The organism is Synergistota bacterium, from assembly GCA_025060595.1.
Lineage (GTDB): Bacteria > Synergistota > GBS-1 > GBS-1 > GBS-1 > 42-11.
In genome coordinates this window covers 1-8,718 of record JANXBX010000019.1, presented here as the reverse complement: position 1 = coordinate 8,718, position 8,718 = coordinate 1, and the positions used below count along the sequence as shown (strand labels likewise).

The 8,718-nt window shown below is 43.3% G+C and carries 7 protein-coding genes; 2 read left to right on the top strand and 5 right to left on the bottom strand.

Annotated features, from left to right (window positions below; all coding sequences use genetic code 11):
* Positions 1-152: 152 nt before the first annotated feature.
* From NZ900_09510 to NZ900_09490, 5 genes are all read right to left on the bottom strand, one after another.
* Entirely contained in the window at positions 153-1,247 is a 1,095-nt protein-coding gene (locus NZ900_09510) for a TRAP transporter substrate-binding protein (protein ID MCS7234318.1), read from the bottom strand.
* A 70-nt stretch (positions 1,248-1,317) separates the two neighbouring features.
* Positions 1,318-2,643 (bottom strand): TRAP transporter large permease subunit, encoded by a 1,326-nt coding sequence (locus NZ900_09505; protein ID MCS7234317.1) that lies wholly within the window; start codon positions 2,641-2,643, stop codon positions 1,318-1,320.
* Positions 2,636-3,148 carry a TRAP transporter small permease subunit gene (locus tag NZ900_09500; GenBank protein ID MCS7234316.1) on the bottom strand — a complete coding sequence of 171 codons (513 nt, stop codon included), beginning with the start codon at positions 3,146-3,148 and terminating at the stop codon, positions 2,636-2,638. The genes NZ900_09505 and NZ900_09500 overlap by 8 nt, the downstream gene beginning before the upstream one ends.
* Positions 3,149-3,371: 223 nt before the next feature.
* Positions 3,372-4,664, bottom strand: a complete 1,293-nt coding sequence (locus tag NZ900_09495) for a TrpB-like pyridoxal phosphate-dependent enzyme (protein MCS7234315.1) — start codon at positions 4,662-4,664, stop codon at positions 3,372-3,374.
* Between the two features lie 133 nt (positions 4,665-4,797).
* On the bottom strand, positions 4,798-5,562 hold the full coding sequence (locus NZ900_09490; GenBank protein ID MCS7234314.1) for a glucose 1-dehydrogenase: 765 nt from the start codon (positions 5,560-5,562) through the stop codon (positions 4,798-4,800).
* A 74-nt stretch (positions 5,563-5,636) separates the two neighbouring features.
* Here NZ900_09490 and NZ900_09485 point away from each other — a divergent pair, with 74 nt between their 5' ends.
* Together NZ900_09485 and NZ900_09480 are read left to right on the top strand one after the other, a co-directional pair.
* Entirely contained in the window at positions 5,637-7,493 is a 1,857-nt protein-coding gene (locus NZ900_09485) for an aldehyde ferredoxin oxidoreductase family protein (GenBank protein MCS7234313.1), read from the top strand.
* A gap of 13 nt (positions 7,494-7,506) precedes the next feature.
* Positions 7,507-8,670 carry an iron-containing alcohol dehydrogenase gene (locus NZ900_09480; protein ID MCS7234312.1) on the top strand — a complete coding sequence of 388 codons (1,164 nt, stop codon included), beginning with the start codon at positions 7,507-7,509 and terminating at the stop codon, positions 8,668-8,670.
* Positions 8,671-8,718: the final 48 nt, after the last annotated feature.

The window sequence follows — 8,718 nt, the reverse complement described above, 5'->3', positions numbered from 1 at the left end:
ATGGCAGCTGCTGCGATAAATGAGACTAGGCTTCTTTCTCAGAATCCGCGCGTATTAACCTTGAAAGATATAGAGGAGATCTATACTAAAGCTTGGTAAAAAAAAGAAGGCTACCCTCCTTAAGGAGGGTAGCCTTCCATGTGTGGTGTCCTCTACTTTTTACCCCAGTAGTAGTTGGCTATTACAGAATAGTCGATGAAGAACTTCTGTCTGAATGGCACGTATTTGGAGGCCCATGCTTTTTGAGACTCGAATATCTTCTTAAAGAGCGGGTTCTTTTCTGCTTCTTTTGCTGCTACTGTGTCCCATGCCTTCACTAAGTTTAGTAATACATCTTCAGGAGTTTTAACTACCTGGACTTTAAATTCCTTTTCCATCTTTTCTAAGGCTTCTACTCCTAACATCCACTCTTGGAGAGTGTTCTTGAAGACCATCTCATGGCACACGAGCTCTATGGTATTGCGGACCTCCTTTGGAAGGGTTTCCCATTTCTTCTTGTTGAAGTGAATACCCATGAATCCCGTCGGCTGATGAACGCCAGGGGCATGGTAGAACTTAAGCACATCAGGTATTCCCAAAAGTAGATCGCTGTGGGGATCGCTGTATTCGGTAGCATCGATTGCCTTTCTTTCAAGAAGGGGTAGAATTTCTCCGCCAGGAACTGTGACCACGGAAACTCCTGCCTCTTTAAATACTTCTGCGGCCATACCCGCTACGCGCATCTTATATCCCTTTAAGTCTTCATATTTCGTTACCTGTTTCGGGAACCATCCTAATGGTTCTGGGAACTCTCCCTTCGCTAAGAAGTTAACCACATTGGTGTAACCTGTGGCCTCAAAGAGCTCATCTAAGAGCTTTTTACCGTCACCGAAGTAGTACCATGCTAATACATCCCAGTTGTCCATTCCGAAGGGTCCGCCTGTGGCAGATGCGAAAAGGGTAAAGGCAGAGTTTTTTCCTACCCAGTAACCTATCCAGCTTGCTGCGAAGTCCAATACCCCCTTATTTACCGCATCTAGAACTTCAAATGCTGGGACTATCGTTCCCGGTGCGAGAAGCTCAAGCTTAACCTTCCCTTCCGTTACCTCTGCTATGCGCTTAACTATGTTTTCGTAGCATATGTAGTCGAACGTTCCAGGCGGATGAGAGCATTGGCCCCTTAGCTTAATTTCCTGGGCGAAGGATATGCCTACCATTAAAGCCACCAATATTAAAACTATGCATGTGCCCTGAAGAAGCTTTTTCATCTTGCATCCCTCCCTTTTGTGGAGATTTTATATCAAGGTGGGCTATCTATGCCCACCTTGATAAACGTCTTTATCTTCCATACATTAGCTTTGGTAGCCATAACACTATCTGAGGATATTTTACGCATAAGGCTGTTCCAATTAGCTGTAGTATAACGAAAGGCACTACTCCCTTATATATATGATTTAGCTTAACCTGAGGTGGAGCTATCCCTTTGAGGTAAAAGATGGAGTAAGCAAAGGGAGGAGTTAAGAAGGAAGTTTGCAAGCATACGCATACTACCGTAGCAAACCATAAGGGGTTAAACCCAAGCTTTGGAACTATTGGTGTAACTATTGGGATGAATATGAGAAGTATAGCTATCCAGTCTATGAAGAAGCCGAGAATGAAGATTATAGCTAATATAACAAATAGGATTCCGTAGGGTCCTAAGGGTAAGCTCATCAATAGGTTTGTTATCACGGTACCTCCTCCTAAGGCTAAAAATACCCCTGTGAAGATGTTAGCTCCCAAGGTTATAGTGAGTATGAAGGAAGATGTCATAGCCGTTTCTTTAACTGCAGCTAAGATGTTCTTAAGGTTAAGTTGCTTATGAATCGCTGCTAAGGCTAAGGAGGCTACGCATCCTACTCCAGCGGCCTCTGTGGGAGATGCTAAGCCGAAAAGTATGGAGCCTAAAACTGCCAATATCGTGAAAAGAAATGGGATCAAGTCTAAGGATATTAAGGCTAAAAGCTGCTTTAAGGGTACCTTTCTTTCTTCCGGTGGTAGTGCGGGACCTAAGCTTGGGTTTATAAGGCATCTTATAAATATGTAAGCTATATAGAGGCCTGAAAGAAGTAAACCAGGCATTATAGCAGCTGTAAATAGCCTTGCTACCGATAGATTTGCCAGCGGGCCGTATAGTACAAGCATTATGCTTGGAGGTATTAAAATACCTAACGTTCCTCCCGCTATTATCGTTCCTGTAGCTAGAGGAATGTCATATTTGCGTTCTAGCATGACGGGTAAGGCAAGTAATCCCATCATTGTAACGGAAGCTCCCACTATTCCCGTTCCAGCTGCAAGCAATGTGCATAAGACTATGGTTGCTAGCGCTAAAGACCCCCTTATAGGTCCTAATATGATCTGCATAAGTTTAAACGCTTTATCAGCCAATCTTGATTTTTCCATCATGCTACCCATGAATACGAACAAGGGAACAGCAGGTAAAGCATCATTCATCAAAACCCAGAAGGCACAGGAGACCATCTGGTCCATCACTTGGGGACCCCAACCTATAAAGCCCAAAAGCAAGGCTGCTCCCATGAGGACTGCAAACACGGGAAAGCCTAAAAAGACCCCCAAGGCTATTAAGGGAAACATCATTATAGCTAGTATGCCAGTATCACCCATTAGCTCCTCCTCCCTTCTTTAGCTCCCTAACTATTCTTATGAACTGAACTATGCCTTGAAGCAGTAGCAGAAACACGGCTATAGCGAAGATAGTCTTAAGAGGATATAGGGGAGGACGCCAAGGGCTTACACTGCTTGTTTCTCCCATTTTCCATGAGAATATGGCATACTCCGTGCCTTTTATTAAAAGTACAGAGATAGCCGGAAAGAAGAAAACAACATATAGTATGGCATCGATGAGATTTTTCGTTTTTGGAGAAAACTTTTCGTAAAATAGGTCTATGCGAACATGTTTATTTCTGCTTAAAACATAGGGAGAGCAGAGAATAAACATTATTCCATAGAGCATATAGGTTAGGTCATAAGACCATATGGTGGGAGCTTTAAAGCCATATCTTGCTATGACCTCATAAAATAGGCTTCCGAAAAGGGGAATTATTAGCCACATTGTGACTTTAAACGCGGCTTCGCTTATTTTGTCTACAGAGGAAAGGAACCTTTCCATCTTTCTACCGCCACCTCCTTGAGATTAAGAGTAGGGTGCTTATTCGAGGATATAGAATAGCTTTTGTATACATGGTAGAATTTCTTTTGTGTTTTAATTATATTTTTCAAGCTTAATGATGTCAATATCAAAAACTCTTATATTAAGTTTGAGCTTATCTTATAAGCTTTGATATTTGGAAGTTAAGTTCCCGAAAAGGCCTTATGCCCGTTGAAAGGCGTTTTTATGGAAGCTCTCCCTTTAGATAAGCATCGTAAGCGGATAGGTCAAAATATCCGTGACCGGAAAGATTAAAAAGTATGACTTTCTCCTCTTTTTTCTCTTTGCATTCAAGAGCGAGGTCTATTACCTTTTTTACTGCATGAGCTGATTCTGGAGCAGGTAAAATGCCCTCTATCTTTGTGAAAAGCACGCCTGCTGAAAATATGTCTCTCTGAGAGTAAGCACAGGCCTTAATGAGACCATGGTGGTAGAAAGAGCATAGTAGCGGCGCATCTCCGTGGTAGCGTAGACCTCCCGCATGTATCGGTGGGGGTACGAAGTCTGCTCCAAGGGTATACATCTTGATTAGAGGGGTTAAGCCCACTGTGTCTCCATAATCATAACGATATTCTCCTTTAGTTAGTGTTGGACAGGCCTCAGGTTCAACAGCCCAAAATTCTGTGTGGGGTTTGTCTCCAGTGATCTTGTGTTTTAAAAATGGAAAGGCAAGCCCGGAGAAGTTGCTCCCTCCTCCAACGCATCCCACCACGTAGTCTGGATAAAGGCCGATTTTCTGCATTTGAAGCTCTGCTTCAAGTCCGATGATGGTTTGGTGAAGAAGCACATGGTTAAGCACGCTTCCGAGAGAGTATTTAGTATGTTTATCTTCTAAGGCTCTTTCAATAGCTTCACTTATGGCTATACCGAGGCTTCCAGGATGTTCTGGGTCCCTTTCAAAGAAGGATCTTCCTGCCCTGGTTCTATCGGAAGGGGATGGGAAAACGCTAGCTCCCCATACTTCCATAAGAACCCTTCGATATGGCTTCTGCTTGTAACTTGCTCTAACCATATATACTTCGCAACCCAAGCCAAAGAACTGGGTAGCAAAGGCTAGAGAGCTCCCCCATTGTCCTGCTCCAGTTTCAGTAGTAAGCCTTTTTACTCCTGAGATCTTATTGTAATAAGCCTGCGCCACAGCGGTATTGGGTTTGTGACTTCCCGGTGGAGAGACCCCTTCGTGTTTGTAAAAGATCTTTGCGGGCGTTCCCAAATACTTTTCTAAGTTCTCTGCTCTCACAAGTGGGGTTGGTCTCCATAAGGTGTATACCTTTAGCACCTCTTCGGGGATATCGATCCACTCATCGGAAGAGACCTCTTGGGCAATGATGGGCTCGGGAAAGATAGCTAAAAGCTTTTCAGGAGAGATAGGCTCTCTCGTTTGTGGATCAAGAGGTGGATCTAATGGCTTGGGGAGATAAGGTGAGATGTTTAGCCACCGCTTGGGCATCTCTTCTTTGGATAACCATACCTTCATAATAGAAGACCTCCTCTCGTCTCAGCTTTCCTAAAAGCTATAAGATCATCTTACAAGTTTATATAGAGTTTGTCAAGGTTTTCTAGCTTTTGTTATACCTTAAATGAGAAATAAAATAAAGACTTTCAAGCTTTTACCATGCAACCCATCCGCCATCAACGAGGATTGTGCTTCCCGTTACAAGGTTAGAGTCTTCGGAGGACAGGTAAATCACTGCTCCTACAACATCCTCTGGATTACCTATGCGTCCCATGGGGATCCTTCTTAAGACCTCCTCATGAAAATCCTTATCTTCGAACATAGGTTTCGTCATAGGTGTGTATATAAATGTTGGTGCTACGCAGTTTACATTGATGTTATATGGAGCCCACTCGATAGCTAAAACCTTAGTGAGTTGGGTTACGCCACCTTTACTTGCACAGTATGCTGCTCTTTTATAGAATCCTACGAATGCCATTTGTGAGGTAATGTTTATGATTTTTCCCTTGCGTTGGAGGATCATTTTCTTTGCGGCAGCTTGAGAGCAGAAGAAAGTCCCTTTTAAGTTTATGGATAAAACCTTTTCCCAATCTTCTTCCGTTACTTCAAGGGCGGGTTTAGGGATGTTGATTCCTGCGCTATTTACCAGGATATCTAGTTTGCCGTAATGTTGATAGGTTTTTTCAACTATTTCATAGCAATCTGACACCTTACTAACGTCGCCGGTTACCGTAAAGCATTTGCCCCCTTTTTCTTCGATTTCTCTTTTTACCTTTTGAAGGTCTTCGAAAGTTCGACTGGCGATTGCCACTTTAGCGCCACACTCCGCTAAAGCCATAGTTATGGCTTTTCCTATTCCTTTACTTCCCCCTGTTATCAGGGCGACCTTTCCGATTAAGTTAGCCTTTAACTCGCGCATGGCTTAACCTCCTCAAAATTTATTTTCAAGTATTTAACATATGATATCATTTAAATCGAGGAGGTGTTAAGTATATGTATGGCTATGTGGGTAAGATTTTATATATTGATTTGACTAGAAAGGAATCTAAAGAAGTGGACTTAGAGGAACGCTTTGCCCGTGAGTATCTAGGTGGGCCTGGCTTTGGTGCAAAAATCTTGTATGAGGATCTGGCTGAAGGGACGGATCCCTTATCCCCAGAGAATCTTCTTATAGTTACCTCAGGTCCTATTTCAGGTATGCCCTTTATGGGCTCAGGTAGGTCTACTTTTGTTTCTAAATCTCCTCTTACCTTGGGCTGGATGCATAGCAACATGGGTGGGAGCTTTGCGAGGAGTATGAAGCTAGCTGGTTACGATGTAATAGTTATAAAGGGGAAGGCAAGCGAGCCTTTAGCTGTGAAGGTTGATAATGGCAGGGTTGAGTTTTTATCTGCTTCTGAGTTATGGGGTAAGGGTGCTCTTGAAGCTCAGGATATTTTTAAAGAGAGGCATGGTAAGGATTTTGATACTTTCGCTATAGGTCCTGCTGGTGAAAGGTTAGTGAAGTATGCCTGTATATTAGGTAGCGGAGCTCGTGCAGCTGGAAGGGGTGGATTAGGTGCGGTAATGGGCTCGAAGAGCTTAAAGCTTTTTGCGGTTAGAGGTGGTAAGAAGCTTCAACCTTATGATAGGAGAGCCTTTGACGAAATTAGAAAGAGCTTCACTGAAGCTATAACTAAGAAGTTGGCGCACTATACGACTTATGGGACTCCCTTCTTGGTGAAGGTGATAAATGAGGTTCATGGTGGTCTTGGCACAAGAAACTTTCAGGACGAGGTATTTGAGGGTGCTTTAGGCATATCTGGGGAAACCTTTAGGGAGAAGCACTTCATAAAGAACACGGCTTGCTTTGGCTGTCCGGTTGCTTGCGGCAAGGTGTTTAAGTCTCTTAGAAACTCACAGGTTATTTCTGAAGGCCCTGAGTATGAATCTATTTATGCCTTAGGCTCTATGTGTGGGATAAGCGATGCGAGCATCTTAATAGAGGCCGATAGGAAGTGTGATGAGTATGGTCTTGATACGATCTCTGCTGGGGTTTCTGTGGCTTTCTTGATGGAGTGTTATGAAAGGGGAATTTTAACTAAAGGGGATGTGGATGGTATAGATGCCACCTTTGGCAATGGAGAGGCCTTGTTAGCCTTACTTGACAAGATAGCTAAAAGGGAAGGCATTGGTGATCTTTTAGCTGAGGGTACGAAGAGGATGGCTGAGAGGATAGGTAAAGATGCCTGGAAGTTTGCCATACATGCAAGGGGGCTTGAGTTACCTGGGCACTCCCCCAGAGTATTAAAAGTGATGGCTATAGGATACGCTATTTCTAATAGGGGAGGCAGCCATCATGACTCAAGGCCTGGCCCTGAATATGTCATGTCCTTTGAGGATAAGAAGAAGATAGATGGTAAGGCGAGGCTGTGTTATGAGATAAACCTCTGGACCACTTTGGGAGACTCTCTTATAATATGTCACTTTGCTGAAAACGTACTTGGGACCTCTCTGAATGAGAGATACCTAGCTCTGGTGAATTCTCTTACAGGTTTTGGTTTATCTTTGGAAGAGCTTAGGGAGATATCTCACAGGGTCTACACTCTTGAAAGGTGTTTTAACTTAAGGGAGAAGAAGGTGGCAAAGGAGGAAGACACCTTACCTTGGAGAATACTTAATGAGAGGATCCCTAAGGGTCCTGCTCAAGGTTTTGGAGTTACCCCTGAGGAGTTGGAAGTCATGCTTAAAGAATCTTATCTTATAAGAGGGTGGGATGAAAACGGTATACCGAGGGAATCCGAGCTTAAGCGCCTTAAGCTTGATTTTGCTATCGATGATATGAGATCTGTTAGGAAAAGATATAGTTAGGGGGGGTGAGATAGTGTTTTGGAAGGCTTATGATGTTAGGCTACCTGAGGGGATAATCTATGGTTTGGAGGCTTCTTCTTTAGTTGGCGTAGAGGTTAAAAAGCTTGGGAAAAGGGCTCTTTTAGTCGCTGGAAGCGTTGTGAAAAACAAGGGATATGTGGATCTTATAAAGGATCGCATTAAGTCAGAAGGAGTGGAGGTGGTTTCCTATATTAAGGATGAGGGAGAGCCGGTAGTTAACCATGTTAAGGCAGGTTTAAAGCTCTATCTTGAGGAAAGGTGCGATCTCTTATTAGCTTTAGGTGGTGGTAGCACAATAGATACCGCTAAGGCAATAGGTATACTCGCTACCAATGGTGGTTCGCTTGAGGACTACATGGGGATGTATAAGGTTAAAAAACCTATTCCCCCCCTTGTTGCTTTGCCCACAACTGCAGGAACAGGTAGCGAGGTTACAAGGTTTACTGTGATAACAGATCCGGATAAGCAACTCAAAATGCTTATCGGTAGTCCTTTAATTATTCCAACTCTTGCTATAGATGATCCTGAGCTGACTGTAACTATGTCACCGAAGACTACTGCTGCAACGGGGCTTGATGCTTTCACGCATGCTATAGAGGCCTACATATCTAAAAGGGCTCACCCCTTTACAGATACTTTTGCTAGATCTGCTATCCGGAGGATATCAAAATATATAAGAAGAGCTTGGTCGGTCCCGGATGATATAGAGGCTAGATCTCAGATGATGCTTGGCTCTCTTGAAGCGGGTATAGCTTTTTCTAACTCTTCTGTAACTATAGTTCACGGAATGTCAAGGCCAATCGGAGCGATTTTTGGCGTTCCTCATGGAATATCCAATGCGATTTTGCTTCCCGTTTGTATGGAGTACTGTATGGTTGGTAGCTTAGAGAAGTTTGCGGATGTGGCTGAGCTTATGGGTGAAGATGTGAAGGGTTTACCAATCTGGAAGGCCGCTGAAAAAGCTGTCGAAGCCATAAGAAGGCTCTGTCAAGATCTAGGGATTCCCACTATTACTGGCTTAGGAATAGATAAAGAGAAATTTATAGAGAAGATACCTAAAATGGCGGAGGATGCCTTAGCAAGCGGAAGCCCTGCTAACGCTCCTCGTGTTGTAACGAAAGAAGATATAATAGAGCTTTATAAGAAGGTGATATGAAATAAACCGTTTTCTTTGAAGCTTACGTATTCAAATTAGTTAACTTTA